The following is a 26,045-nucleotide window of genomic DNA, read 5'->3' on the forward strand; positions in this document are numbered from 1 at the left end:
CCGGACACGGATCCGGACACGCCGAAGGGCCGCACCCAGGCGTCCAACCCGAGGGGTGCGGCCCCAGTTCCGGCGCGCGGCGTCAGACCGCGATCGCGACCTCCGCGAGGCCGCCCTGCTGGGCGACGACCGTGCGGTCGGCGGTGCCGCCGGGCACGAGGGCGCGGACGGTCCAGGTGCCCTCGGCCGCGTAGAAGCGGAACTGTCCGGTGGCGGAGGTGGGAACCTCCGCGGTGAACTCGCCGGTCGAGTCCAGGAGGCGGACGTAGCCGGTCACGGGCTCGCCGTCGCGGGTCACCTGGCCCTGGATGGTGGTCTCACCGGGCTTGATCGTCGAGGCGTCGGGGCCGCCGGCCTTCGCTCCACACATGTGCTTCTCCAGAGGTCTTGAAAGGGGGGCGGTTGAAAGGGGGCGGTCCTACTTGGCGGCGCCGAGCTCGATCGGCACGCCGACGAGGGAGCCGTACTCGGTCCAGGAGCCGTCGTAGTTCTTGACGTTCTGGACGCCGAGCAGCTCGTGCAGGACGAACCAGGTCAGGGCGGAGCGCTCGCCGATGCGGCAGTAGGCGATCGTGTCCTTGGCGAGGTCCACGTTCTCGTCGGTGTAGAGGGCCTTCAGCTCCTCGTCCGACTTGAACGTGCCGTCGTCGTTGGCGTTCTTCGACCACGGGATGTTGCGGGCGCTCGGGACGTGGCCCGGACGCTGCGACTGCTCCTGCGGCAGGTGGGCCGGGGCGAGCAGCTTGCCGGAGAACTCGTCGGGCGAACGCACGTCGACCAGGTTCTGCGCGCCGATCGCGGCCACGACGTCGTCGCGGAACGCGCGGATGGAGGTGTCCTGCGGCTTGGCCTTGTACTCGGTCTTCGCGCGCTCGGGCACCTCGGAGCCGTCGACCAGCTCGCGGGCGTCCAGCTCCCACTTCTTGCGGCCGCCGTCGAGGAGCTTGACGCTCTCGTGGCCGTACAGCTTGAAGTACCAGTAGGCGTACGACGCGAACCAGTTGTTGTTGCCGCCGTAGAGGATGACCGTGTGGTCGTTGGCGATGCCCTTCTCCGACAGGAGCTTCTCGAAGCCCTCCTGGTCGACGAAGTCACGGCGGACCGGGTCCTGGAGGTCCTTGGTCCAGTCGATGCGGATCGCGTTCTTGATGTGGTTCTTCTCGTAGGCGGACGTGTCCTCGTCGACCTCGACGATGGCGATCGTCGGGTCGTCCAGGTGGTCCTGCAGCCAGTCGGCGTCTACCAGGACGTCGCTGCGGCTCATGTGTCTCCTCCGGGGCAGTTGCGGCGGGGCGTGCGAGTGCCGGTGCAATTACGTGCGATGACGAGTGCGAGAGGTGCGCGCGCGTCCGCTCCGAGGCGACGGCGGCGCACGGATGCCCTGGGCACAGGGCGGGGAATGCGGAGGTCTGCGCTCTCCGCTCAGAAGGTGCGACAGAGCATGGCGGCGACGCGGCACAGGTCTACTGCCCGCCGCTTCGTGAGATCCGCCTGTCGCTTCATGGTGCCGATCGTAGGGACGGACGGCGGGAGATGTCACCGGCGTGTCGTATGGTGAGACGCCATCGTCCGGGATACGGGATCGGATCGCCGCCCGAATGTCCGCCGTACGGCCTCGGCCCCGGTGTGTCCGCCGCCCCGGCCGCGCCGCGGACGACGGCGTCTCGCCCTTCGGACGCCGCGGGTCCACAGCGGCTCTGGTCCCGGCCTCGCGAGGCCCCTCGTCCTTACCCCGCGAGCTTGACGTCCGAACCCTTCACGGTGATCTCCACGCCGTTCTTCGCCGCCTCGACCTTGTCGAGCCTGACGTCGCCGGGCAGTTGGTCGATCGTCTGCTGGAAGTCGGTTATCGCGCGGATGCGGGACTCGGCGAGCTGCACGACCAGCTTGGGCAGCGAGTCGGCGTGCACCTTGACCGTGGAGCCCTCCACGGTCACCGAGCTGAGCACCGGGTAGGTCTGCTCCGCGCCGGCCGCCCGCACCTTGACCTCGACCTTGATCTTGCCGTTGCCGCCGTCGGACAGCCCGACGACCTCGGCGGTGATCCCCGGGATGATCTGCGTCGGCCCGGACTTGGCCGCCTTCAGCAGCTCGTCGTAGGAGACCAGGGCGGTGCCGGTGGCGGTGGCCGCGGTGGCGGAGCTGTAGTCGCCGGAGAACTTCACGCCCTTCATGTGGGCGTCGATGTCGTCGACACGGATCGTCTTCGGGGCTCCGGCGGCGGTGCTGCCGGTGTCCGCCTCGTAGCCCTTGATGCCGATCTCGACGTCGTCCAGCTCCCCGGACGCCACCTGGGTGAGGAACGGGAAGCCGTTGATGGACACGTCCGGGGTGGAGGCCAGGTTCTCGGTGGTCCTGAGCTTGTCCGCCGCCTCGTTCTCGGCGAAGTAGACCGCCACCCGGTCCACGAGCACGAACAGGCCGCCCAGGATCACGACGACGATCAGTAGTATTCGCAGGGCGCGCATACCGAATGTTTCCCCCACTTCGGCCGTCATCCACGAAGGCCGGTCACCGACGACCCGGGTGGCCGTCTGGCGCGAGACTAACCCTGGGACGGGCGCGCGCCCGCGAATTGTGGATCACCTGTGACAGGAGGGTGCACAGGGGACGCCGGACGCCGCTACCCCAGCGCCCGCCCGAGCACGTAAACGACCGGCGCCGCCGCCGTCAGCGGCAGGGCGACGCCCGCGGTGAAGTGGACGAAGCGCGACGGGTAGTCGTAGCTCGCCGCCCGGTGCCCGATCAGGGCGCACGCCGCGGCGCCCGCGCCCAGCAGCGCGCCCTTCGCGCCGAGGTCCGTGAGCGCGCCGGCCGCGATGCCCGCGCCCGCCGCCGCCAGCAGCGAGACGGCCACCGACGCCGGAGTGGGCAGGGGCAGGGCGCGGGCCAGCAGGGCCACCGCGACCGCGGCCGCGCCGACGGACACCGCGTCCGCACCGGCCGCGAGGTAACCGGCCGCGAGGACGGACAGCGCCGCCGAGACGACGGTCGCCATCAGGCCGTACATCCGCTCGTCGGGGTCCGCGTGCGAGCGCAGCTGCAGCACCAGGGAGAGCAGCACCCACACGCCGATGGTGCCGAGTATCGCGGCCGGGCCGTGCTCGCGGCCCGCCGCGAGCAGCGCCGCGTCCGCGACGAGCGCGCCGAGGAACGCCAGCGCGATGCCCTGCCGGGCCGGCCACATGCCGTTGAGCCGGAACCAGCCCGCCGCGGTGACGGCCTGCAGGGCGACGAGCGGGACGAGGAGGGCGTACGAGCCGATCGCCGCCGTTCCCGACAGCAGCAGCCCCAGCAGCGCGGTCAGCGCGGCCGGCTGCCCGCCGGGCTCGATGACCGGGGACCGGCCCTCCAGGCGGGCGCGCTGGGCGTCCGTGATGCGGGAGTTGCCGGCGAGGGTGGCGGGGCCGTAGGCGGGGCCGCCCTCCGGCTCGGGCGCGGCGGGACCGGCGTGACCGGCGTGGCCGGCGGGCTGGACGGCCTGCGGCAGGGGTTGCGGCTGTGGCTGCCGGTCCCACGCCGGGGCCGGGGCGTGGGCCTGGGCCTGGGCCGGGTCCTGGTGCGGCGGATGCCCGTACCCGGCGGCGGCCTGGTCGTGGGGCGCCGGGTGGTGCGGCGGGTACCCGGCGGGCGCCTGCGGGGGCAGGTACGCCGTCTCGGCCGCGTCCACCGCGGCGACGGGCGGCTGCAGCTGCGTCTCCCAGGTCTGCCCCTGCCACTGCTGCGTGTACTGCAGGGCGTCCGGGTCCTCGTACCCGGCCGGACCCCGCTGGTCCTGGTACGCCTGCTGCGCGGGCCACGGCTGCGGCTGCGGCTGCGGAGACTGCTGGTACTGGTCGTACCCCTGGTACCCGGGGTCGTACGGCTGCTGGTCGGTCATCGTCACCCTCCTGCGAACGGCGGGAGCACCTCGACCGTGCCGCCGTCGGCCAGCCGTACCGTCTCATGTCCGCGGGTGCCCACGGGATCACCGTCGACGAGGAACGAGCATCGCTGGAGCACGCGGGTGAGTTCGCCGGGGTGTCGCCCGCGCACGGCGTCGAGCGCCTCGGCCAGCGTGTCCGCGTCGTACGGCTCCTCGGCGACCCCGGCCGCGGCCTTCGCGGCGGCCCAGTAGCGCACCGTGACCTTTGGCATCCGTTCCTCAATCAGTTCGGCTGTGGACACCTCAGGCTAGCCCGCCCGGGCCACCGCCCAGTCCCCGATCCGGGACAGCAGTTCGTCCCCGGCCGCGTTCTCGGCGTGGCCCATGCCGTGCTCCACCCACAGCTCGGCGTCGTCGCCGGCGGCCGCGGCCAGCATGCGCGGGTGGTCGAGGGGGAAGTAGCCGTCCCGGTCGCCGTGCACGATCAGCAGCGGCGTCGGGGCGATCCTCGCCGCCGCCTCCACCGGGGACAGCGGTACCGGATCCCACTGACGGTGGTGGATGCGGGTGCGCAGGCCGTAGCGGCCCACCAGCCGGCCCGCGGGGCGCGTCACCAGCCAGTGCAGGCGGCGCATCGGGGCCGTGCCCCGGTAGTACCAGCGGGCGGGCGCGCTGACGGAGACCACGGCGTCGGTCCCCCCGTGCAGGGCCGCGTGCCGCAGCACCACCGAGCCGCCCATGGAGAAGCCGACGGTCACCACGCGCGTGTGCCCGAGCTCGCGGGCCCAGTCCACCGCCGCCGCCAGGTCGAGCACCTCGCGGTCGCCGACCGTGGAACGGCCGCCCGAGGCGCCGTGGCCGCGGAAGGAGAAGGTGACGACGGCGCCGTGGCGGGCCAGGGCCGCGGCCACCCGCCGCACGTGCGGCCGGTCCACGTCGCCGGTGAAGCCGTGCGCCACCACGAACACCAGGTCACCGGCGGATGGCCGGGAGGCGTCGTATACGACGGCCGCCGGATCGTATACGGAATCGACGGCAACCCCGTCGACCGTGTACAGAAACGTACGCAAAGGTTCCCGTCTGCCCGTCTCGGAGTGCGGACGAAGCGTGGATCGCGCCACATGACCTGCCGGACCGGTGTTCATGTGGGCTATTCTGCTGGACAGAGGACTCGGGCAGCGTAGCCCCCGGGTCCTTTTGTGCTTTCGGAAGCGTTGTATACGAAGCGGGAAACCCCCAGGTGACCGCGGTGTACGGGCCCCCGGGATCGCAGAGCAGTTCCGCACCGCAAACGTCCTCGCAGGGACCGAGGAGGAACCAGACTTATGAGTTCTCTGCTGCTCCTGACCAATGCCCTCCAGCCGTCGACGGAGGTGCTCCCCGCCCTCGGCCTGCTGCTGCACAACGTGCGCGTCGCTCCGGCGGAGGGACCCGCCCTCGTCGACACCCCGGGCGCCGACGTCATCCTCGTCGACGGCCGCCGCGACCTCCCCCAGGTGCGCAGCCTGTGCCAGCTGCTGCGCTCCACCGGGCCGGGCTGTCCGCTCGTCCTGGTGGTCACCGAGGGCGGCCTCGCCGCCGTCACCGCCGACTGGGGCATCGACGACGTCCTGCTGGACACCGCCGGTCCGGCCGAGGTCGAGGCCCGGCTCCGGCTGGCCATGGGCCGCCAGCAGATCGTCAACGACGACTCGCCCATGGAGATCCGCAACGGCGACCTGTCGGTCGACGAGGCGACCTACTCCGCCAAGCTCAAGGGCCGGGTCCTGGACCTGACCTTCAAGGAGTTCGAGCTCCTGAAGTACCTCGCCCAGCACCCGGGCCGCGTCTTCACCCGCGCCCAGCTCCTGCAGGAGGTGTGGGGCTACGACTACTTCGGCGGCACCCGCACGGTCGACGTGCACGTACGGCGCCTGCGTGCCAAGCTCGGACCCGAGCACGAGTCGCTGATCGGGACCGTCCGGAACGTCGGTTATCGATTCGTTACCCCGGAGAAGGGCGACCGGGCCACCGAGGAGACCAAGGCCCGAGCGGAGCACTCAAAGACGGAGAAAACGGACGAGACGGCAGCCCTGGACGCCGTCGAGGTCCGGGCGGAGGCATAGCGGACACCCGGGCAGGGGAGCGCTCCCGCACCGGAAGCGCCGAACGGGCCCGGGTAAGCCCGGCCCAGCGCCTTCTCGCCCTGCCCGGTCCCGGTCTCTCCGCGTAGACTCCGCGAGTGGCCAAGGTGACTCGGGACGACGTAGCACGGCTGGCAGGGACGTCCACTGCCGTCGTCAGCTATGTCATCAACAACGGACCCCGGCCGGTCGCCCCGGCCACGCGCGAGCGCGTCCTCGCCGCGATCAAGGAGCTGGGCTACCGGCCCGACCGGGTCGCCCAGGCGATGGCGTCCCGGCGTACCGACCTCATAGGGCTGATCATCCCGGACGCGCGCCAGCCCTTCTTCGGGGAGATGGCGCACGCGGTCGAGCAGGCCGCCTCCGAGCGCGGGAAGATGGTGCTCGTCGGCAACACCGACTACGTCAGCGAGCGCGAGGTCCACTACCTGCGGGCGTTCCTCGGGATGCGGGTCTCCGGCCTGATCCTGGTCAGCCACGCGCTCAACGACCTGGCCGCCGCCGAGATCGAGGCGTGGGACGCCCGGGTGGTCCTGCTGCACGAGCGGCCCGAGGCCATCGACGACGTCGCCGTCGTCACCGACGACCTGGGCGGCGCCCAGCTCGCCGTGCGCCATCTGCTGGAGCACGGCTACGACTACGTGGCGTGCGTCGGCGGCACGGCCGAGACGCCCGCGGTCGGCGACCCCGTCTCCGACCACGTCGAGGGCTGGCGGCGCGCGATGCAGGAGGCGGGCGTGGAGACCGAGGGCCGCCTGTTCGAGGCGCCGTACAACCGCTACGACGCCTACCGGATCGCCCTGGACATCCTCTCCGGGCCCCGGCGCCCGCCGGCGGTCTTCTGCTCCACCGACGACCAGGCGATCGGCGTGCTGCGCGCGGCGCGCGAGCTGCGCATCGACGTGCCGGGCGAGCTGGCGGTGGCCGGCTTCGACGACATCAAGGAGGCGGCGCTCGCCGACCCGCCCCTGACCACGGTCGCGTCGGACCGCTCGGCGATGGCCCGGGCCGCCGTGGACCTGGTGCTGGACGACGGGCTGCGGGTCGCGGGATCGCGGCGCGAGCGGCTGAAGGTGTTCCCGTCCCGGCTGGTCGTCCGGCGGTCCTGCGGCTGCGCGTGAATGAGTGAGCGTGGCTTGCTGAGAGCCTGCTGAGAGAGTCCCCCGGGCCGCGAGAAGCGTCTTTATATCGGGCATACGAGGTTCTGCCGGGCTTCTCAGCGGACACTCAGGGGGCTCTCATGGTCGAGCGACAAGCTCGTTCCATGACCGAGAGCATCCGCCGCGGCGGCGAGTACGACGACCCGTACCAGGGCGAACGCCACGCGTACCCCCAGCAGCACGCCTCCTCGCCCGCGAACCCCGAGTGGCCGCCTCCGCCGGCGCAGCCGCCGGTCCGGCCGGTCACCGTCGAGCCCGGCACCACGGTGTGGCCGGGCCAGGCCGCCGCGTCGGCCGGCGGCTCGTACGGCGGCGACGGTGGCGGCGGCACCGCCCTCCTCGACGCACCCCCGGCCGCCGGACCGGGCGAGCACGCGGCGCCTGCCGCGCCCACCGTGCCCGCGCCCGTGCCCGCGCCGAAGAAGCGGACCCGGGGACCGGTCGCCCTGCTGGCCGCCGTGGCGATCGTCGCCGCGGCCATCGGCGGCGGCACCGCCTACGGCATCCAGGAGCTGACCGGCGGCAACGACACCGTCGCCACCACCAGCAGCACCAGCGTGGTGCCCGCCGCCAAGAAGGGCGACATCGCCGCGATCGCCGCCGCGGTCAGCCCGAGCATCGTCGAGATCAACGCCACCTCGGGCTCCGGGGAGTCGACCGGCTCCGGCGTGATCATCACCAGCGACGGCGAGATCCTCACCAACAACCACGTCGTCTCCGGCGCCTCCTCCATCAAGGTCAAGACCAGCGACGGCAAGTCCTACACCGCGCAGGTCGTCGGCACCGACAGCAAGAAGGACCTCGCCCTGATCAAGCTGCAGGGCGCCTCCGGCCTCAAGGCGGCCACCCTGGGCGACTCCAGCGGCGTCAGCGTCGGCGACACGGTCGTGGCGATCGGCTCCCCCGAGGGCCTGACCGGCACCGTCACCAGCGGCATCGTCTCGGCCCTGAACCGTGACGTGACCGTCTCCACCGACGAGAGCCAGAGCCAGGGCGGCGGCAACGGGCAGTGGCCGTTCGAGTTCGGCGGCCGGCAGTTCAACGGCGACACCGGCTCGTCCACGACGACGTACAAGGCGATCCAGACGGACGCCTCGCTCAACCCCGGCAACTCCGGCGGCGCCCTGATCGACATGAACGGCACCATCGTCGGCATCAACTCCGCCATGTACTCGGCCAGTTCCCAGTCGTCCTCGGCCGGCGCCGGCAGCGTCGGCCTCGGCTTCGCCATCCCGATCAACACCGTCAAGTCCGACCTGGCCACGCTGCGGGCCGGCGGCTCCGACTGACACCGCTCGCAGCGGCTGACACCGTCCGTAGTGAGGGAGCACGTCATGATCAAGCAGGTTCCGCACCCGGGCGCCGGCACCGGCGCCGCCGACTTCACCCTGGCCCTCGAGGTGGCGTACGACCTCCACGCGCCGGCGGTCCGGGCACCCGAGGTGGCCGCCGTCCCCGCCGTCGGCCGCCGCGCCGGCGCCGTGCGCGGCCGTCGCCGCAGCGGCGCCCGCGGCTGATCCCGGCCGCGCTCCGCCTGCGCTCCGCCTGCGCTCCGCGCTTTCCGCGCCGGCCGGGAAACATGCGACGCTGAAGGCGTCCAGCTCCCGTCGTTCCACCGCACCCGAGGAATCCGAGCCCATGAGCCCCGCCGATGGCGACCGTGACCCCCAGCGCATCCTGATCGTCGACGACGAGCCGGCGGTGCGCGAAGCACTCCAGCGCAGCCTCGCCTTCGAGGGGTACGGCACCGAGGTCGCCGTGGACGGCGCCGACGCGCTGGAGAAGGCCACGGCGTACCGGCCCGACCTGATCGTGCTGGACATCCAGATGCCCCGCATGGACGGCCTGACCGCCGCCCGGCGCATCCGCGGCGCGGGCGACACGACGCCGATCCTGATGCTGACCGCCCGGGACACCGTGGGCGACCGGGTGACCGGGCTGGACGCCGGGGCCGACGACTACCTGGTCAAGCCGTTCGAGCTGGACGAGCTGTTCGCCCGCGTCCGCGCCCTGCTGCGGCGCAGCTCCTACGCCGCCGCCGCGGCCGCCGGCGCCGACCAGGACGACGAGGCGCTGGCCTTCGCCGACCTGCGGATGGATCTCGCCACCCGGGAGGTCACCCGGGGCGGGCGGCCGGTGGAGCTGACCCGCACCGAGTTCACCCTGCTGGAGATGTTCATGGCGCACCCGCGCCAGGTGCTCACCCGCGAGCAGATCCTGAAGGCGGTGTGGGGCTTCGACTTCGAGCCGAGCTCCAACTCGCTGGACGTCTACGTCATGTACCTGCGCCGCAAGACCGAGGCGGGCGGCGAGCCGCGGCTCGTCCACACGGTGCGCGGGGTGGGGTACGTGCTGCGGCAGGGTGGCGCCGAGTGAGCAAGGTGGTACGCCGGTTCCGGTCCCTGCCGATCCGTTCCCGGCTGGCGCTGCTGGTCGCGGCGGCGGTGGCGTTCGCGGTGGCGGCGGTGTCGGTGACGTGCTGGTTCATCGTGCAGGGGAAGCTGTACGAGCAGCTCAACCAGGATCTCCAGCGGGGCATGCGGGGGCCGCAGCAGATCACCCAGGCGGAGCTGGCCCTCAACAACTGCTCCACCACCCCGCAGGGCAACGGCTTCTTCCGCAGCAACTACTCCCAGGTGGTCACGGAGAGCGGGAAGGTCTGCGTCACCGACGACTCCACCGGGGCCGTCAAGGTCACCCACGCCGACAAGGAGCAGATCAAGAACGCGGACATCGGCCGGGTCTACTTCCGCGACGGCACCGACGAGGACGGCAACGCGGTGCGCGTGATGGTCCGCCCGCTGGGCGCCACCAGTACCGCCGACGGGGAGACGGGGCCCAGCGTCGGGTTCGTCGTCGCCGTCCCCCTGAAGAGCACCCGGAACACCCTCAACGACCTCGCCCTGATCCTCCTGCTCGTCTCCGGCGTCGGCGTGCTCGGCGCCGGGGCGGCCGGGCTCGCGGTCGCGCGGGCGGGGCTGCGGCCCGTCGACAAGCTCACCGAGGCCGTCGAACACGTCGCCCGCACCGAGGACCTGACGGTCCGCATCCCGGTGGAGGACGACAGCGAGGACGAGATCGCCCGGCTGTCCCGCTCCTTCAACTCCATGACCTCCTCGCTGGCCAGCTCCCGCGATCTCCAGCAGCAGCTCATCGCGGACGCCGGCCACGAGCTGCGCACCCCGCTCACCTCGCTGCGCACCAACATCGAGCTGCTCACCCGCAGCGAGGAGACGGGCCGCCCCCTCCCGGAGGCGGACCGCAAGGCGCTCCTCGCCTCGGTGAAGGCGCAGATGACCGAACTGGCGTCCCTCATAGGCGACTTGCAGGAACTGTCGCGGTCGGAAGGGCAGCGGGGTGAGCGGGTGCAGATCGTCTCGCTGCAGGACACCGTCGAGGCGGCCCTGCGCCGGGCCCGGCTCCGTGGGCCCGAGCTGTCCATCACCGCCGACCTCCAGCCCTGGTACGTCCGGGCGGAGCCCTCCGCCCTGGAGCGGGCGGTCGTCAACGTCCTCGACAACGCGGTGAAGTTCAGCCCCGAGGGCGGCACGGTCGAGGTGCGGCTCGACGACGGCGTGCTGACCGTCCGCGACCACGGTCCCGGCATCCCGGAGGACGAACTCCCGCACGTCTTCGACCGCTTCTGGCGCTCCCCGAGCGCCCGCGCGCTGCCCGGCTCGGGCCTCGGCCTGTCGATCGTCGCCCGCACGGTCCACCAGGCGGGCGGCGAGGTCACCCTGTCCCGCGCGGACGGCGGCGGCACGGTGGCGACGGTGAAGCTGCCGGGAGCGCCGACGGCTCCGCCCGAAGCCCCCTGAGCCGTCCGTCGAAGCCGTGACCGGCGCGGCGTGACCGGGCCGCCCGCGGCCGGCTCGGTCACGCCGGTGCGGCAACCTTTCCGTCCGGGGTGACGACCCATCAACGGTCCTGTCCCCCGCACGGAACGGAGTTCCGCATGGTTCGGCACCGCAGGCGTGGAAGCGTCCTCGCCGTCACACTCCCGCTCGCCCTGACCGCCGCCGTCGCCCTGACCCAGGAGGCCCTGCCCGGAACGCGGGCCGAGGCAGCCACCGCCGCCACGACCACGCTCACCGTCGCCAAGGACGGCAGCGGGCAGTACACCACCGTGCAGGCCGCCGTGAACGCCGTCCCCGCGAACAACGCCTCCCGCGTCGTCATCGCCGTGGCGCCCGGCACGTACCGCGAGACGGTGAAGGTCCCGGCGAACAAGCCGCACGTCACCATCCAGGGGACGGGCTCCAGCCGCAAGGACACCGTCATCGTCTACGACAACGCCTCCGGAACGCAGAAGCCCGACGGCTCCGGCACCTACGGCACCTCCGGCAGCGCCACCGTCGCCGTCGAGGCCGACGACTTCCAGGCCCGCAACCTCAGCATCGCCAACGACTTCGACGAGGCGTCCCACCAGGACATCGCCCAGCAGGCCGTCGCACTGCGCACCGCCTCCGACAAGGTGTTCCTGGACTCGGTCATCGTCAGCGGCGACCAGGACACGCTGCTGCTGGACACCGCGGCGAAGGACAAGCCAGGCCGGGTCTACATGACCAACTCCTACGTGGTCGGCAACGTCGACTTCATCTTCGGCCGCGCCACCGCCGTCATCCACAAGTCGGTCATCACGCTGAAGAAGCGCTGGAACGGCACCTCCGCCGGCTACGTCACCGCCCCCAGCACCGCCGCCGGCCGCAAGGGCATCCTGATCGCCGCCTCCACGGTGAACGGGGACGTCTCCGACCGCAGCTTCTACCTCGGCCGCCCCTGGCACGCGGGCGGCGACGCGAGCCTCGACCCGCAGACCACGGTCCGCGACACCGTCCTGAGCGCCGCGATCAGGACCACCCCGTGGACCGACATGAGCGGCTTCTCCTGGAAGGACGACCGGTTCGCCGAGTACCACAACAGCGGCGCCGGCTCCGGCGCGGCGAGCAGCGACCGGCCGCAGCTCACCGACGCGCAGGCCGCCGACCAGGAGGTGGCCGACTGGCTGGGCGACTGGACACCGTCCGCCGGCTGACCCCCGGCCCTCAGCCCGTGGCCAGTGGCCCCTACGGGAGACCGCGGTGCGCGGTCTCCCGTAGGGGCCAGGGCCGCGGCCCGTGTGCTACCACCTGAGGATCATGGTGTCGTCCGCGGCCGGCGGCGCGTCGGCAACGGCGTCGGGCAGCGGCTCGGCGAGCGCCGCGTAGGCGCCCCGCCGCGCGAGGAGTTCCTCGTGGGTGCCCGCCTCCACCAGCCGGCCGCGGTCGACGACCAGGATCCGGTCGGCGTCCGGCGCCAGGCTCAGATCGTGCGTGATCATGATCGTGGTGCGGCCCGCCATCAGCCTGCGCAGCGGCTGCACCACCTGGCGGGCGGCCACCGCGTCCAGGCCGGCCGTCGGTTCGTCCAGGACCAGGACGGGCGCGGCGCGCAGCATCGCGCGGGCGATGGCGATGCGCTGGAGCTGCCCGCCGGAGAGGGCGGCCGTGCCGGGCGCGATGGGGGTGTCGTACCCGTCGGGCAGGGCGGTGACGAAGTGGTGCGCCGCCGCGTCGACGGCCGCGCGTTCGATCTCCTGGTCGCTCGCGCCGGGGCGGCCGCAGGCGATGTTCTCGCGGATGGTGCCGTTGAGGATCAGCGTCTCCTGGGGCAGCAGCGCCACGTTCTCGCGCAGGAACTCCAGGCCCAGGTCGGGCAGCGGGACGCCGTCCAGGGTGATCACGCCCTGCGCGGGGTCGTAGAAGCGGGTCAGCAGCTTGGCCAGGGTCGACTTCCCGGCGCCGCTCGGGCCGGTGACGATGACGAGTTCGCCGGGTCCGGCGGTGAGGCTCACGTCGCGCAGCGAGGCGCGGCGGGAGTGCGGGTAGCGGAAGGAGACGTGGCGGAGCTCGACCCGGCCGTGCACGGGCCATCGCGCGACGGGTGCGGCCGGGTCGGTGACGGCCGGACGGGCGTCCAGGATCTCGTTCAGGCGCTGGGCGCCCGCGGTGGCGGCGGTGAGGGTGAGGCCGAGCCGGCCGAGGCTGCGGACCGGCGGGTAGAGGTAGCCGATGAAGGCGGCGAAGGCCAGCAGCCGGCCCAGCGTCAGCCGGTCCGCGGAGATCTCCCACACCCCGAGGCCGATCACCGCGAGCACGCACAGCGTCTCGACGACCTCGACGAACTGCTCGTACATCTCGCTCAGCCGCGCCCCGCGCACGCTCGCCCGCATCCATGCGCGGGCCTCCCGGTCCAGCCGCCGTTCCTCGTCGCGGCGGCGGTTGTATGCCTGGGTGAGGACGATGTTGCCGAGGGACTCCTCCACCACGGAGGTGATGGCGCCGTCCGCGACCCGCTCGTCCTGGGAGGCGGCCTTGATCCGGCCGGAGAAGCGGCGGGCGGCGAGCAGGAACAGGGGCGCCAGGACGAAGGTGGCCAGGGCCAGGTCCCAGCGCAGGTACAGGGCGGCGCAGGCGTAGAAGACGGCGGAGAAGGCGGCGGAGACCGTGCCGACGACTCCCGAGACGACCAGCTGCTCGATGGCCTCGACGTCGCCGGTCAGCCGCTCCACCAGATCGCCCTGCCGGTGCTGCTGGAAGAAGTGCGGGGGCAGGTCCTGGACGTGCCGGAAGACCTTCGCCCGCAGGCGCAGGACGAATCTCTCGGCGGTCCAGGCGGCCAGCGAGTTGCCGAGGTAGCCGACGAACGCGCCGAGCACGGCGGCGCCCAGCCAGGCCCCGGCCGGGCCCCAGAAGGCGGAGAGCGAACCGGCCTGCAGGGCGGTGTCGGTGAGCTGCGCGAACAGCAGGATCGAGGCGGTCTCGGCCAGCGCGCTCGCCACCACGCAGCCGACGATCACCGCCAGCCACCCGCGGTCGCCGCGGGTCAGCGGCCAGAAGCGGCGGAAGGCCGCACGGACGTCCCTCATGGTCAGCGTCTCCTCTTCGGGTCCCCCGGCCCTGCTGCCGGGCATGGCCGAGGCGGGGCCGCCGGGCGAGCGATGCTCGCGGCCGGTGGCCCCGCCTCGTGGCGTGCGTCAGCCCTGGTGGGCGACCGGGCGGCGCTTCGGAGCGGCCGGCGCGGCCTTCTTCGGGGCCTTCCGCTTCGGCGCGGGGGCGGGCTTGGCAGCCTTCTTCACGGGGACGATCTTGTGGAAGCTCATGTCTGTTTCCCTCCGTGCTGCGGTTCTGCAACAGTTCGCCTTCCGACCTGCTGCAATTTCCTGTGATTTACGTCAGTGAATGGACGGTCAGCCCTTGTGGGCGACCGGACGGCGCTTCGGCGTGACCCGCTTCGGCGCCTTCTCCTTGGGAGCCGGGGCCACCGGCTTGCGGGCCTTCTTCACCGGGGCGATCTTGTGGAAGCTCATCGAATCTCTCCTTTGCTTTCGCGTCGTTCGCTTCGACATGGAAAACACTACGTCACTTCCGCAGCCGGAAAAGCCAATTCGCCTTAGAGGTCAATAAGTTTCGATAGGAGTTGCCTCAGAAATGAAACTCTCAGGCAGGGCGCGGAACCGATCGCGAATTCACACAGGCCTTATGGCGACGACAGGCCTTCCGGCGACGGGCGGAAACGACGAACCCCGCCCCGGCGGTGCCGGGACGGGGTTCGGGGCGGTGCCGCGCTCGGGAGCGGGCTACTTGGTGATCGTGATGCGGTTCGCGGCCGGCGGGGCGATCGGGTTCGCCGCCGAGGAGTTGGCCGTCAGGTACTGCGCCAGGGCCGCCAGGTCGTCGGTGCCGACCAGGTCGTTCGTGCCCAGGCCCAGCGTGGTGAAGCCGTCGCCGCCGCCCGCGAGGAAGCTGTTGGTGGCGACGCGGTAGGTGGCCGCGGGGTCGATCGCGGCGCCGTTCAGGCGGATCGAGTCGGTGACCACCCGGTCGGCCCCGGTCTTCGTCAGGTCCAGCGTGTAGGTCAGGCCCGACGAGGGCTGGAGGATCTTCGGGGACGCCGCGTTCGAGCCGCTGACCTGCTCCTTGAGCACCTGGATCAGCTGCGCGCCGGTGAAGTCCTGGAGGTTCACGGTGTTGGCGAACGGCTGCACCGTGAAGCCCTCGGCGTAGGTCACCACGCCGTCGCCCTCGGCGGCCTTGGCCGCGTAGGTGAGCCCCGCCCGGACGCCGCCCGGGTTCATCAGCGCGAGGTCCGTCTCCGGGTCGAGCTGCTTGCCGTAGGCGAGCTGGGCGTCGGCGATCAGGTCGCCCATCGGGGACTCGGTGCCGGTGTTGGGGATGTCGGCGGAGATGTAGCCGATGGGGCGGTTGCCGATCGGGGCGGCGAGGGTGTTCCACTTGCCGATCAGCTCGGTCATGTCGGCCGCCTTGGGCACGTCCCGGCTGACCACGTGGTTCGCCGACGTGACCGCCGTGCGGGCGATGTCGCCGGTGTAGCGGTCGTAGGTGAGCGTGGTGTCCGTGTACAGCCGCCCGAAGGACGAGGCCGAGGTGACCATGCGGGGACGGCCCGCCGGGTCGTCGATCGTGCAGACGTACGAGGTGTGGGTGTGGCCCGTCACCAGCGCGTCCACCGCCGGCGTGACGTTCTTGGCGATGTCGACGATCGGCCCGGAGATGCCGTCACCGGCGCCCGGGGAGTCGCAGTCGTAGTTGTACGACGACGAGGCCGGCGCACCGCCCTCGTGGATCAGCGCGACGATCGACTGCACGCCCTGCGCCTGGAGCACGCGCGCGTACTTGTTGATCGTCTCGACCTCGTCCTTGAACTGCAGGCCCTTGACGCCGTCCGCGGAGACGATGCCCGGGGTGCCCTCCAGGGTCACGCCGATGAAGCCGATCTTGACGTCCTTCTTCTTCCAGACCCAGTACGGCTTCAGGATCGGCCGGTGGGTCTTCTCGTTCAGGACGTTGGCGGCCAGGTACGGGAAGTCGGCGCCCTCGAACTCCCGGTCCGTGTAGCAGCCGTCGGTGGGGTGGCAGCCGCCGTTCTGAAGGCGCGCCAGTTCCTTGGGGCCCTCGTCGAATTCGTGGTTGCCGACGGACGTGACGTCCAGGTCCAGCTTGTTGAGCGCCTCGATGGTGGGCTCGTCGTGGAACAGGCCCGAGATCAGCGGCGACGCGCCGACCATGTCGCCGCCGGCCGCGGTGATGGAGTAGGGCTTGCCCTGCCTGGCCTGGCGCAGGTGCGTGGCCAGGTACTCCACGCCGCCCGCGTCGATCGTCTTCGTGGTGCCGTCCGCCTGCAGTTCGGTCACCCGGCCGGAGGAACCGGACGGCGGCTCCAGGTTGCCGTGCAGGTCGTTGAAGGACAGCAGTTGCACGTCCTGGTAGCGGCTCGGGTGATGGCCGCCGTGCTTCGTGTCGTGCGCCTGCGCCGGAAGCGCGGCGACCAGCGCGCCGGCGGTCGCGAGACCCGCGGCTGCGGCCAGCAGACGGTACGTCCGTCTGCGGCGCTGGTACGGCTGGGAGTTGGCTGGCATACGCCCCCCTGTCGTTCTGCTGAGGTGGTGACCCCGTCGGGGCGCAGCCTAGGGTCAACGCGCGTAGCGCGACAGGGGGTTCCTGGTTACATCCTGGTTTCCCTTTGCCCTCCGCTTTGCCTTTGCGTTCTGTTGTGCACGTACCTCCGCTCCGCCGGGCCTTCCCCTTACCCTCGTACGCATGACCAGCGACGACACCGCGCGCCCCGACGGCACCCGTTCCATCGAGACCATGACCGCGCTCTCCCCGGACCGGACCGAGGCCGTGCTCGGGCTGCTGGCGGAGGCCGCCCGGCACGACGGGCACCAGGCGGTGTCCGAACAGGGCCGGTTGCAGCTGCGGGGCGGCGAGCGCCAGGGCGTGTCCCATCTGCTGCTCACGGTCGGCGACGAACTCGTCGGCTACGCCCAGCTGGAGGACACCGATCCGGTGGAGGCGCCGGCCGCCGAGCTGGTCGTGCACCCCGCGCACCGGGGGCAGGGGCACGGGCGGGCGCTGGGGTCGGCGCTGCTCGCCGCCTCCGGCAAGCGGCTGCGGGTGTGGGCGCACGGCGGCCACACCGCGGCCCGGCACCTGGCGCAGGTCCTGGGGCTCACGCTGTTCCGCGAACTGCGGCAGATGCGGCGCCCGTTGACGGACCTGGAACTGCCCGATCCGGTACTGCCCGAGGGCGTGACCGTGCGGACCTTCGTGCCCGGCCGGGACGACGCGGCCTGGCTCGCGGTGAACGCCGCCGCGTTCGCCCACCATCCCGAGCAGGGCTCCCTGACCCAGCGCGACCTCGACGACCGCAAGGCCGAGCCGTGGTTCGACCCGGCCGGCTTCTTCCTCGCCTTCCGCGGCGACGAACTCGTCGGCTTCCACTGGACGAAGGTCCACGCCACCGAGCAGCTGGGAGAGGTGTACGTGCTCGGGGTGCGTCCCGGGTCCCAGGGCGGCGGCCTGGGCAAGGCCCTGACGACGATCGGCCTGCGCCACCTGCGGGCCCAGGAACTGCCCACGGCGATGCTGTACGTCGACGCCGACAACAAGGCGGCCGTCGCCGTGTACGAGGGGCTGGGGTTCGTGACGCACGAGACGGACCTGATGTACCGCACGGAGACATGACGCCTCCGGCGGCCGGACGGTGTACGGCGCGCAGGTGAGGCCGGACCCCCGCCCGGCGCCCCGCCCCGGACCCCGCTCCCGCAAGGGTTCACCCTCCGGGGCCTCGCCCCGCCCCCACGACCGACCCGCCGCACACCCGCCGGACCGAGCCGCGGCACCCCCGCCCGCCGGACCGTCCGCGGGCACGGGTGGCCGGGGGCGCCGACTGCGGTCGCGCCCCGGACCCGAGTCCGGTCCGCCCCGCCCGGGCACGCCGGACCTGGACGACGCCTGCGACGGCGAAGCCGTTCGCCCGGCAGGGCGACGGGTCTCACCCGGGGCAGACACGCGGGGTTCGCCCCGCACGACGGCGGCATTCACCCCGCACAGCGGCGGAGTCCGCCCGGCAGGGCGGCGGGCCTCGCCCGGCAGGCACGCGGAGTCCGCCCCGGCGCAGCAGCGGAGTCCGCCCCGCACGGCAGCGGGCCTCGCCCAGCAGACACGCGGAGTTCACCCCGGCACAGCGGCGGAGTCCGCCCCGCACGGCAGCGGAGTCCGCCCCGCACGGCAGCGGGCCTCGCCCGGCACGGCGGCGGGCCTCGCCCAGCAGACACGCGGAGTTCACCCCGGCACAGCGGCGGAGTCCGCCCCGCACGGCGGCGGGCCTCGCCCGGCAGGGCGGCGGGCCTCGCCCGGCAGGCACGCGGGGTTCGGGGCCTGGGCTCGGCTTCTGGCGCTGTGCCCCGACCGCAAGCGCCCGGCCGGGCCGTGAGCCCGACCGAGACGTAAGATGTCCGGCTGCGAGAGCCGACCGGCCCGCACCCGGCCAGGGCAGCCGGCCAGGGCACCCGGCCTGGGGCCTCACCCGCGGCCCCGCGGCCCCGGGGCCCCGCGCCCCGGCCGCCTCGCCCGCGGACGCCCGGCCGGCACACGACGCGCCCAGCCGTGCGAGGCCCTGTCGTGCCCCGCGCCGTCCTCAGCCGCCCGGAGGGACCGACGGTCGCGGTCAACGGCGGAAGGGGGTTCCCCGCCGCTTCCCGTTTCGCTCACGTCTCCCCGTCGCACGAGCCACGCCCTCCGGTTCACGGCCCGCAGTGGAGATCACCGCGGACTCCGGCCGCGACGGGCTCGCCGCCTGCCGGCCCACGCGGGACTTCTGTGGGGCGGCCCTCGCCGCCGTCACCCGTACCGCCGCCGGGCCGGTCGCGGCCCCCCGCGGCGCCTGGCAGGTCGACGACGGCGCCGACGCCTCCGGCCGCCCCGCGCTGCCGGCCCATGAACCGGGTGGAGACCGGCCTCCTCCTCGCGATCACCGCCCGCGTCAGCGGCATGATCCACCGGGCAGGCCCTGACCCGCACCCCGCCGGAGGCGCGGCGGCCGGGAGCCGCCCGCCGATATCCCGAACGCCATGTCGCCGTAACCATCGGTTCAGACAGGCTTGCGACGCTCGGCCAATGACGCCCGCCGTGCCAGACCCTTCGCCACCCCCCGAGGGGGCCGCGGGGAACGGGGACGCCCACTTCTTCGAAGCCAAGCTCCCGCCCGCCGCTTCCGACGCGCCCGTGACACCTCCGGCGCGGAAGAATGGGTTCATGAGCCAGCCAAACGCCCAGGCACAGGTACAGCACCCGCAGCCCTCCGTGGGCTCCATCGCCGCGCACCGCCCGCACACGGTGTCCGCGGCCGTCTCCGACCTGGAACCCGACATCGACGCCGACCTCGACTCCTACGAGGAGGCGCCGCACGAGGGCCCCCAGCTGCCGCAGGGCCGCTTCCTGGACCGGGAGCGCAGCTGGCTCGCCTTCAACGAGCGGGTCCTGGAACTCGCCGAGGACCCGAACACGCCCCTGCTCGAACGCGCGAACTTCCTCGCGATCTTCGCCAGCAACCTGGACGAGTTCTTCATGGTCCGGGTGGCCGGACTCAAGCGCCGCATCGCCACGGGCGTCGCCACCCGCTCCGCCTCCGGCCTGCAGCCCCGCGAAGTGCTGGAGATGATCTGGGCCCGCTCGCGCGAGCTCATGGCCCGGCACGCCGCCTGCTACCACGAGGACGTCGCCCCCGCCCTCGCGGAGGAGGGCATCCACCTGGTCCGCTGGAGCGAGCTGACCGAGAAGGAGCAGGCGCGGCTGTTCACGCTGTTCCGGCACCAGATCTTCCCGGTCCTCACCCCGCTCGCGGTCGACCCGGCGCACCCCTTCCCGTACATCTCCGGCCTGTCCCTGAACCTGGCCGTGGTGGTGCGCAACCCGGTCACCGGCCACCGGCACTTCGCCCGCGTCAAGGTGCCGCCGCTGCTGTCCCGCTTCCTGGAGAGCTCCCCCGGCCGCTACGTCCCCCTCGAGGACGTCATCGCCGCCCACCTGGAGGAGCTGTTCCCGGGCATGGAGGTGCTGGAGCACCACGCCTTCCGCCTCACCCGCAACGAGGACCTCGAGGTCGAGGAGGACGACGCCGAGAACCTGCTGCAGGCCCTGGAGAAGGAGCTCATGCGGCGCCGCTTCGGGCCTCCGGTGCGGCTGGAGGTGGAGGAGTCCATCGACCGCGAGGTGCTCGACCTGCTGGTGCGCGAGCTGAAGACTTCCGAGGCCGAGGTCTACCCGCTGCCCGGCCCGCTGGACCTCACCGGCCTCTTCCGCATACACGGCCTGGACCGGCCCGAGCTGAAGTACCCGAAGTTCGTCGCCGGCGTCCACCGCGACCTCGCCGAGGTCGAGTCGGCGTCCGCGCCCGACATCTTCGCCGCCCTGCGCAGCCGGGACGTGCTGCTGCACCACCCGTACGACTCCTTCTCCACGTCGGTGCAGGCGTTCCTGGAGCAGGCGGCCAACGACCCGGACGTCCTCGCCATCAAGCAGACCCTGTACCGGACCTCGGGCGACTCCCCGATCGTCGACGCGCTCATCGACGCCGCCGAGTCCGGCAAGCAGGTCCTCGTCCTGGTCGAGATCAAGGCCCGCTTCGACGAGCACGCCAACATCAAGTGGGCGCGCAAGCTGGAGGAGGCCGGCTGCCACGTCGTCTACGGCCTCGTCGGCCTGAAGACGCACTGCAAGCTGTCGCTGGTGGTCCGCCAGGAGGGCGAGACGCTGCGCCGCTACAGCCACGTCGGCACCGGCAACTACCACCCGAAGACGGCCCGCCTGTACGAGGACCTCGGCCTGCTGACGGCCGACCCGCAGGTCGGCGCCGACCTGTCGGACCTGTTCAACCGGCTCTCCGGCTACTCGCGCCGCGAGACCTACCGGCGGCTGCTGGTGGCCCCCAAGTCCCTGCGCGACGGCCTGATAGCGCGGATCAACAAGGAGATCCAGCACCACCGTGCCGGACGCCCCGCCTTCGTCCGCATCAAGGTCAACTCGCTCGTCGACGAGGCGCTCATCGACGCCTGCTACCGCGCGTCCCAGGCGGGCGTGCCGGTCGACATCTGGGTGCGCGGCATCTGCGCCATCCGCCCCGGGGTCACCGGCCTGTCGGAGAACGTCCGGGTCCGCTCGGTGCTCGGCCGCTTCCTCGAGCACTCCCGCGTGTTCGCCTTCGGCAACGGCGGCGAGCCCGAGGTGTGGATCGGCAGCGCCGACATGATGCACCGCAACCTCGACCGCCGTATCGAGGCCCTGGTCAGGGTCACCGACCCGGCCCACCGCGCAGCCCTGAACCGGCTGTTGGAGACCGGCATGTCCGACACCACCGCCTCCTGGCATCTCGGCCCGGACGGCGAATGGACCCGGCACGCCACCGACGCGGACGGCCAACCCCTGCGCAACGTCCAGGAGATGCTCATAGACGCCCGGAGGCGCCGGCGTGGCACAGCAACATCTTGACCCGACGGACCCCGTGGCCGGGCCCTCCGCCACCGGAGAGACCCTCGCGGGTTATCTGCGGGCCCAGGCCACCGAGTTCCTCCGCGCCCTCAGGCTGCACCGGGAGTCCGGCGCCGGGGGCGGCGGAGGGAACGGCACCGCGGAGTCCGCCGACGCGGCGCGCGCCCTGCGCCGCTCGGTCCGCCGCATCAGCGGCAGCCTGCACACCTTCCGCCCCCTGCTGGAGGCCGACTGGTCCGAGGGACTGCGTCCCGAACTCGCCTGGCTGTCAGGTACGTTGTCGATGGAGCACGCCTACGCGGCCCGCCTGGAGCGGCTGCTGCTCGCGCTGCACAGGCTGTCCGGCGCGGCGGTGTTCCCCGCCCAGCAGGCGGGTCCCGGGGCCGCCCGCGCCGACACCGGCCGCGGCAACCTGACCGTGGGCGCCGCCAAGGCGGGCGCCCTGCTCGAACGCCAGCTGACCCTGGCCCGGACCCGGGCCCACTCCACCGCCCTGCAGGCCCTCGGCTCCTCCCGCTTCCACGCGGTCGCCGACAAGGTGGCCGTACTGGCCAGCGAGGTCCCGCTGACGCCCGCCGCGGCCGGCACCGGCCTGGGCCCGCTGGCCGCCGCCGCCGAGGAACGCCTCGCCGACGCCGTCGCCGCGCTGCCCCTCGTCACCGCGGGCAGCCCGTACAACGCGGAGGCGCTGGTGCACGGCCTGTCCCCGGACCCGGCGCCGCACCCGCAGGACGGGCCCTGGCACCAGGTCCGCCTGCTGCTGCGCCTGCACCGCTACGCCCGCGAGGTCCTGTGCGGCGAGGACGTCCCCGTGGACGTGCGGCTGCTGGCCGCGGGCCAGGCGCTCAACCGGCACCGCGACGCCTCGGAGGCGGCCGCCGCGGCGGCGTCGGCGGCCCGCACCCCGCGCATCGCCCCGGCGACGGCGTACGCGCTCGGTGTGCTGCACGCCGACCAGCGGCACGAGGTGGAGGCGGCCCGGTTCGCGTTCCAGCAGTCCTGGCAGAAGCAGGCGGTGAGCGCGCCCTGAACCCGTCGCAGCACGCCGAAGAAGGCGGTGAACCCCCGGTGGCCCCCACCCCCGGCGCCCCGGTCCTCGCGGCCGGCTGCGTCCTGTGGCGCCGCTCCCCCGCGGGCGGCGTCGAACTCGCCCTGGTGTTCAGGCCCAAGTGGTCCGACTGGTCCTGGCCCAAGGGGAAGCTCAAGAAGGGCGAGGCGGCCCACGCGGCCGCCCTGCGCGAAGTCCGGGAGGAGACCGGCCACACCTGCCGGCTCGGCCCAGCCCTGCCGACCCTCCGGTACGTGGATCACACGGGCCGGGAGAAGCAGGTCGTGTACTGGGCCGCGGAGTCGACCGGCGGAGCCTTCAGTCCCAACGACGAGGTGAGCGAACTCGCCTGGCTGTCACCGGACCGGGCTCGCGAGCGCCTGACGTACCAGCGGGACAGGGAGCTGATACCTCCGGCGCTCGCGGCCATCGGCCCGGGGCGGCACGGGGAGAGCTGATTCGCCGCGGTGGTCAGCCGTGCAGCCTGACCGGCAGCTCGAAGAGGTCGTTCTGCGTCACCACCGGCTTGTTGCGCAGCGCCGACGCGGGTACCGCGAGGTCCAGCCGCGGGAACCGGGCGTACAGCGCGGGCAGCGCCACGCCCGCCTCCAGCCGGGACAGGGCCGCGCCGGGGCACACGTGCGGGCCGTGGCCGAAGGAGATGTGCCGGGTCCCCGTCTCCCGGGTGACGTCGAACTCACCGGCCGTCGGACCGTGTGCCCGCTCGTCCCGGCCCAGCGCGCCGTAGGACACGATCAGCGCGTCCCCCGCGGGGATCACCTTGTCGCCGACGGGTACGTCCTCGGTCGCGAAGCGGATCAGGACGTGCGAGGTCGGGGTCGACCAGCGCAGTGTCTCCTCCACCACCGCCGACCAGTCCACCTTGCCGGAGAGGACCAGGGCCCGCTGGTCGGGATGGGTGGAGAGGTTCACCACGGCGTTGACGATGAGGGAGATGGTGGTCTCGTGCCCCGCGGCGACCATGAGCTGCAGCGTGGAGACGATCTCCTCGTCGGTGAGCCGGTCGCCGTCCTCGGAGGCGAGGACGAGCGCGCTGGTCAGGTCGTCGCCGGGCTGCGCCCGCTTCGCCGCGACGGTCTCGCCCATGATGCCGGCCAGCTCGGTGAGGGTGGCGACGACCTCCTGCGGCGGCGTCTGGGTGGAGAAGAACTTCTCGAACAGCACCTTGAGCCGGGGAAGCACGGCCTTGTCGATGCCCATGAGGTCCGCCACGACGAGCATCGGCAGCGGGTAGGCGAACACCGCCTTCAGATCGACGACGTCGGCGTCCGCGGGGATGTCGTCCAGCAGCTCCTCGGTGAGCTGCGTGACCCGGGCCCGCATGGCCTCCACCCGGCGCGCGCTCAGGGCCTGGGCCACCAGCGTCCGCATCCGGCGGTGCTCGGCGCCGTCCACGGTCAGCATCGAGCGGCCCGGGTTCGCCAGCCCGATCAGCGGCCAGTCCGGCGGGATCTCCCCGCGCTGCCAGGCGCCCCACACGTTGATGTCCTTGACCAGCCGGGAGTCCGTCAGCAGCGCCTTGGCCTCGGCATGGTGGGTGACCGCCCACACGGGGACGCCGCCGGGCAGCTCGACCGCCGCCAGCGGTCCCGCCGCACGCAGCTTCGCGCTCTCGCCGTCCAGGTCGCCGACTAAAGGATCCAGCGCTATGCGTACTTCTTCGGTGGGGGAAGTCACGGTCAGTTGCCTCCGAGAGCAGGGGTGGGTGTGAACCGCACGGGCAGTTCCGTCAGCCCGCGCAGCCAGGGCGAGGGACGGCGCGTCAGCGCGTCGGCCGGCACCGACAGATCCATGTCGGGCAGGCGGTCCAGGACGACCTCGATGCTGGTCCGCGCGATCACCTCGGCGATCTCCTGAGCCGGGAACGGGCAGCGGTGCTCGCCGTGCCCGAAGGAGAAGTGCGCGTTGTTGCCGCCGGTGAGCGAGGCGCCGTCGGTGCGCACCTGCGGGTCCGAGTTGGCGGCCTGCAGACCGAGCAGCAGCAGGTCGCCGGCCCGGATGTGGCGCCCGCCGAGATGGGTGTCGCGGGACGCCCACCGGCCGGCCACGTTCTGGGTCGGCGTGTCCTCCCAGAGCACCTCGTTCATCGCCTCGGCGACACTGTGGCGGCCGCCGAACAGGGACGCCGCGAACCGGTCGTCGGTGAGCATCAGGCGCAGCGAGTTGCCGATCCAGTCGGCGGTCGGCTGGTGACCGGCGGCCATCATCACCATGAGGTCCTGCATGATCTCCTCATCGGTGAAGCCGCTGCGGTCCGCCAGCATCCGCGAGACGACGTCGTCGCCCGGCGCGGCCCTCCGCTCGGCCACCAGCCTCGTCATCGACGTCACCAGATGGCTCTGGCCCGCCAGGGCCCGCTCCTGTCCGTCGACCATGTCGTTGAGGGCGGTGACCAGGCCCGGCCCCTCCTCGTCGGAGAAGCCGTACAGCCGCGCCAGGACCCGCACCGGCAGCAGCATCGCGTACTGGCCGATCAGGTCCGCCTCGCCCCGGGTGCACACGGCGTCGATCAGCTCGTCGGCGAACCGCTCGGCGTGCCGGCGCAGTTCGAACGGGTCGATCGCCTCCAGCGCGTCGCTGATCATGGCGGAGCGCTGACGGTGGCGCTCACCGACCGTGTAGAGGATGGACGGCTGCTTGCGGCCGATCATCGGCAGCAGGGGCCAGTCACCGGGGATGACGTCCCACTGGTTCCACAGGTCGGAGTCGCGGCTGAAGAGGACCGGGTCGCCGGTCACCTGATGCAGTTCGCGGTAGCCGAGCACCAGCCACGCCGGCACCCCGCCGTCCAGCAGCACCCGGGTGACGGAACCGTGATCGCGCCTCATCTCCCGGTAGAGCCTCGCGGGTTCGGACAGGAAGCGGGAACCGGTGAGGGGTATGGCGTCGGTGGTCAAGCGAACTCCCGGGGGGACGCGACAGGCCGGATCGTCTGCCCGGCGTACTGGTTCTTTATGTGCTGGACCAGGGTGATGAGGACCTGTTTGCTGGACTCGCGGGAGCGGGCGTCGCAGTCGACCAGCGGCACGTGCGGGTCGAGGTCGAGCGCGTCCCGGACGGCCTCGTGCCGGTGGCCGGGGCCACCGAAGTCGTTGCAGGCCACGATGAACGGCGTGCCGTGCGCCTCGAGACGGTCGATCGCGTACCAGGAGTCGTCGATCCGGCGGGTGTCGACCAGCACGACCGCGCCGAGGGTGCCGGAGAACAGCCGGTCCCACAGGAACCAGAAGCGCTCCTGGCCCGGCGCGCCGAACAGGTACAGCACGTTGCGCGCGTCGAGGCTGATGCGGCCGAAGTCGAAGGCGACGGTGGTCGAAGTCTTCGCGTGCACCCCGCTGGTGTCGTCCACCGCCTCACCCGCACGGGTCATCGTCTCCTCGGTGTTGAGGGGACGGATCTCACTGACCGAGCGGACCATGGTCGTCTTACCGACGCCGAAGCCGCCGACAACCACGATCTTGAGGCCGTTGTCGGCGGTGGCACCCAGGGGGGTGCGCG

General features: G+C 72.6%; 23 protein-coding genes and 1 pseudogene. 11 read left to right on the plus strand and 13 right to left on the minus strand.

From position 1 onward, the window contains the following. Nucleotides 1–82: 82 nt before the first annotated feature. The 7 genes from AB0G63_RS24000 to AB0G63_RS24030 all read right to left on the minus strand — a co-directional run bounded on the left by AB0G63_RS24000 (nt 83) and on the right by AB0G63_RS24030 (nt 5,010). Complete coding sequence (locus tag AB0G63_RS24000) at nt 83–370, minus strand: DUF1416 domain-containing protein (protein ID WP_004986406.1); 288 nt, start codon at nt 368–370, stop codon at nt 83–85. Between the two features lie 48 nt (nt 371–418). After that, nucleotides 419–1,264 (minus strand): sulfurtransferase, encoded by an 846-nt coding sequence (locus AB0G63_RS24005; protein WP_360753710.1) that lies wholly within the window; start codon nt 1,262–1,264, stop codon nt 419–421. 158 nt (nt 1,265–1,422) lie between these two features. Further along, nucleotides 1,423–1,503 carry a putative leader peptide gene (locus AB0G63_RS24010; RefSeq protein WP_350310325.1) on the minus strand — a complete coding sequence of 27 codons (81 nt, stop codon included), beginning with the start codon at nt 1,501–1,503 and terminating at the stop codon, nt 1,423–1,425. Nucleotides 1,504–1,727: 224 nt separating this feature from the next. After that, nucleotides 1,728–2,468 carry a DUF2993 domain-containing protein gene (locus AB0G63_RS24015; protein WP_360753713.1) on the minus strand — a complete coding sequence of 247 codons (741 nt, stop codon included), beginning with the start codon at nt 2,466–2,468 and terminating at the stop codon, nt 1,728–1,730. A 155-nt stretch (nt 2,469–2,623) separates the two neighbouring features. After that, nucleotides 2,624–3,880: a hypothetical protein gene (locus AB0G63_RS24020; protein ID WP_360753715.1), complete on the minus strand. Its 1,257-nt coding sequence runs from the start codon at nt 3,878–3,880 to the stop codon at nt 2,624–2,626. A 2-nt stretch (nt 3,881–3,882) separates the two neighbouring features. Further along, nucleotides 3,883–4,137 (minus strand): MoaD/ThiS family protein, encoded by a 255-nt coding sequence (locus AB0G63_RS24025; RefSeq protein WP_324784429.1) that lies wholly within the window; start codon nt 4,135–4,137, stop codon nt 3,883–3,885. 36 nt (nt 4,138–4,173) lie between these two features. Continuing rightward, complete coding sequence (locus tag AB0G63_RS24030) at nt 4,174–5,010, minus strand: alpha/beta fold hydrolase (protein ID WP_360753718.1); 837 nt, start codon at nt 5,008–5,010, stop codon at nt 4,174–4,176. A 180-nt stretch (nt 5,011–5,190) separates the two neighbouring features. Here AB0G63_RS24030 and AB0G63_RS24035 point away from each other — a divergent pair, with 180 nt between their 5' ends. From AB0G63_RS24035 to AB0G63_RS24065, 7 genes and pseudogenes are all read left to right on the plus strand, one after another. Continuing rightward, nucleotides 5,191–5,970, plus strand: a complete 780-nt coding sequence (locus tag AB0G63_RS24035; protein ID WP_360753721.1) for a response regulator transcription factor — start codon at nt 5,191–5,193, stop codon at nt 5,968–5,970. A 116-nt stretch (nt 5,971–6,086) separates the two neighbouring features. Beyond that, a complete protein-coding gene (locus AB0G63_RS24040; protein WP_324784432.1) occupies nt 6,087–7,109 on the plus strand; it encodes a LacI family DNA-binding transcriptional regulator in 1,023 nt (340 codons plus the stop codon). Nucleotides 7,110–7,252: 143 nt separating this feature from the next. After that, the gene (locus tag AB0G63_RS24045; protein ID WP_360753725.1) at nt 7,253–8,437 is read left to right on the plus strand and encodes a trypsin-like peptidase domain-containing protein; all 1,185 of its coding nucleotides are present in this window, start codon (nt 7,253–7,255) and stop codon (nt 8,435–8,437) included. A 45-nt stretch (nt 8,438–8,482) separates the two neighbouring features. Further along, nucleotides 8,483–8,665, plus strand: coding sequence for a hypothetical protein (locus tag AB0G63_RS24050; RefSeq protein ID WP_360753728.1), 183 nt, complete (start codon nt 8,483–8,485; stop codon nt 8,663–8,665). 121 nt (nt 8,666–8,786) lie between these two features. After that, a complete protein-coding gene (locus AB0G63_RS24055) occupies nt 8,787–9,524 on the plus strand; it encodes a response regulator transcription factor (RefSeq protein WP_360753730.1) in 738 nt (245 codons plus the stop codon). After that, nucleotides 9,521–10,966, plus strand: a complete 1,446-nt coding sequence (locus AB0G63_RS24060; protein WP_360753732.1) for a HAMP domain-containing sensor histidine kinase — start codon at nt 9,521–9,523, stop codon at nt 10,964–10,966. Before AB0G63_RS24055 ends, AB0G63_RS24060 begins: the two co-directional genes overlap by 4 nt. A 254-nt stretch (nt 10,967–11,220) precedes the next feature. Further along, nucleotides 11,221–12,183 (plus strand): annotated as a pseudogene (locus tag AB0G63_RS24065) (pectinesterase family protein); the annotation flags it as partial. An 87-nt stretch (nt 12,184–12,270) separates the two neighbouring features. On the opposite strand, the gene AB0G63_RS24070 reads toward AB0G63_RS24065, so the two are convergent. The 3 genes from AB0G63_RS24070 to AB0G63_RS24080 all read right to left on the minus strand — a co-directional run bounded on the left by AB0G63_RS24070 (nt 12,271) and on the right by AB0G63_RS24080 (nt 16,566). Then, nucleotides 12,271–14,055: an ABC transporter ATP-binding protein gene (locus tag AB0G63_RS24070; protein WP_360753734.1), complete on the minus strand. Its 1,785-nt coding sequence runs from the start codon at nt 14,053–14,055 to the stop codon at nt 12,271–12,273. 108 nt (nt 14,056–14,163) lie between these two features. Next, on the minus strand, nt 14,164–14,289 hold the full coding sequence (locus tag AB0G63_RS24075) for a hypothetical protein (protein WP_360753736.1): 126 nt from the start codon (nt 14,287–14,289) through the stop codon (nt 14,164–14,166). 477 nt (nt 14,290–14,766) lie between these two features. Then, nucleotides 14,767–16,566: a bifunctional metallophosphatase/5'-nucleotidase gene (locus AB0G63_RS24080; protein ID WP_360753739.1), complete on the minus strand. Its 1,800-nt coding sequence runs from the start codon at nt 16,564–16,566 to the stop codon at nt 14,767–14,769. 181 nt (nt 16,567–16,747) lie between these two features. On the opposite strand from AB0G63_RS24080, the gene mshD reads away from it, so the two are divergent. The 4 genes from mshD to AB0G63_RS24100 all read left to right on the plus strand — a co-directional run bounded on the left by mshD (nt 16,748) and on the right by AB0G63_RS24100 (nt 22,984). Further along, complete coding sequence (gene mshD, locus AB0G63_RS24085) at nt 16,748–17,674, plus strand: mycothiol synthase (RefSeq protein WP_360753740.1); 927 nt, start codon at nt 16,748–16,750, stop codon at nt 17,672–17,674. A 1,572-nt stretch (nt 17,675–19,246) separates the two neighbouring features. After that, on the plus strand, nt 19,247–21,478 hold the full coding sequence (locus AB0G63_RS24090; protein ID WP_360753743.1) for an RNA degradosome polyphosphate kinase: 2,232 nt from the start codon (nt 19,247–19,249) through the stop codon (nt 21,476–21,478). Next, nucleotides 21,459–22,508: a CHAD domain-containing protein gene (locus tag AB0G63_RS24095; protein WP_360753746.1), complete on the plus strand. Its 1,050-nt coding sequence runs from the start codon at nt 21,459–21,461 to the stop codon at nt 22,506–22,508. The genes AB0G63_RS24090 and AB0G63_RS24095 overlap by 20 nt, the downstream gene beginning before the upstream one ends. Nucleotides 22,509–22,546: 38 nt before the next feature. After that, nucleotides 22,547–22,984, plus strand: a complete 438-nt coding sequence (locus tag AB0G63_RS24100; RefSeq protein WP_360753748.1) for an NUDIX hydrolase — start codon at nt 22,547–22,549, stop codon at nt 22,982–22,984. Nucleotides 22,985–22,997: 13 nt separating this feature from the next. Here AB0G63_RS24100 and AB0G63_RS24105 read toward each other — a convergent pair whose 3' ends face one another. From AB0G63_RS24105 to AB0G63_RS24115, 3 genes are read right to left on the minus strand one after another with little or no spacing between them, the layout of a single operon-like run. Continuing rightward, nucleotides 22,998–24,224: a cytochrome P450 gene (locus AB0G63_RS24105; protein ID WP_360753749.1), complete on the minus strand. Its 1,227-nt coding sequence runs from the start codon at nt 24,222–24,224 to the stop codon at nt 22,998–23,000. A 2-nt stretch (nt 24,225–24,226) separates the two neighbouring features. Further along, a complete protein-coding gene (locus AB0G63_RS24110) occupies nt 24,227–25,444 on the minus strand; it encodes a cytochrome P450 (protein ID WP_360753751.1) in 1,218 nt (405 codons plus the stop codon). Continuing rightward, nucleotides 25,441–26,034 (minus strand): ATP/GTP-binding protein, encoded by a 594-nt coding sequence (locus AB0G63_RS24115; RefSeq protein ID WP_360753811.1) that lies wholly within the window; start codon nt 26,032–26,034, stop codon nt 25,441–25,443. Before AB0G63_RS24115 ends, AB0G63_RS24110 begins: the two co-directional genes overlap by 4 nt. Nucleotides 26,035–26,045 lie beyond the last annotated feature (11 nt).

The organism is Streptomyces sp. NPDC020996, assembly GCF_040641355.1.
Taxonomy (GTDB): Bacteria; Actinomycetota; Actinomycetes; order Streptomycetales; family Streptomycetaceae; genus Streptomyces.